The following is a 734-nucleotide window of genomic DNA, read 5'->3' on the forward strand; positions in this document are numbered from 1 at the left end:
GCAATCTGTGAAACGCTCAAATACAGCGTAAAACCGTCTGATTTGGCTTTAGAGGGCGATAAGGGTGCTTGGTTGCATGAGATGACCAAACAAGTCCATAAGATGCGTTTTATCGCAACAGGAGGCGTTTTAAAGGGGATTCTTAAGCCTGAAGATGAAATTACTACCGAAGAAATGATTTCTTCATCTGAGGAAGTGCAGGACGTTGGAGAGGGTCGAATAGCATTCCAGTTCAAATCTGAATACCGAAAATATGTTTATGCGCCAAAATATAACGAATATGCAGACTAATTTTTTCTAATCAAATACCGCAAAAGTACAGGCTCAATACTCAAAGAATGACAACAAAATAATTGAGCCTAATGTCTGCAATTTTGTTAAATCCGTTCTAGAGATTGTCGCCTGCACTTCCATCAAAAATTTGATGGCGCGCTTAGACGTTTCTCAATTTCATTGAGAAACCTAAGCACGTTAGGGACTTCATCCCTAAGACCCTGACAACGCCAAAAACGAAAAATTAAAAATTTTCCCTTTTTGGCGTTCCGCACCCATTGGATTTCTCCAATGGTAAAGTGCGCCCTTCATGTTATTTCGGGAAAAGCCGAACGAGTGTCTACGAGTGACGACCCCACAATAAAAATTCCAAAACCTTTCTTCCCTGATTACAAGCTCCCATAAAAATCCTAAGCGGGAAAAACCGAGCAAAGCGACGACCCGATTTTTGTTTCTCGAAT

The 734-nt window shown here is 40.9% G+C and carries 2 protein-coding genes; one reads left to right on the forward strand and one right to left on the reverse strand.

All coding sequences use genetic code 11. The features are described from left to right. Positions 1-291 (forward strand): protein rep (locus ACVOMB_RS21090; RefSeq protein WP_481532941.1); only part of this gene is annotated, 291 nt, incomplete at its 5' end. 195 nt (positions 292-486) lie between these two features. On the opposite strand, the gene ACVOMB_RS21095 is transcribed toward ACVOMB_RS21090, so the two are convergent. Then, a partial coding sequence (locus tag ACVOMB_RS21095; RefSeq protein WP_216070714.1) for a hypothetical protein occupies positions 487-734 on the reverse strand: 248 nt, incomplete at its 5' end.

This window comes from Stenotrophomonas sp. STEN018, from assembly GCF_056760235.1.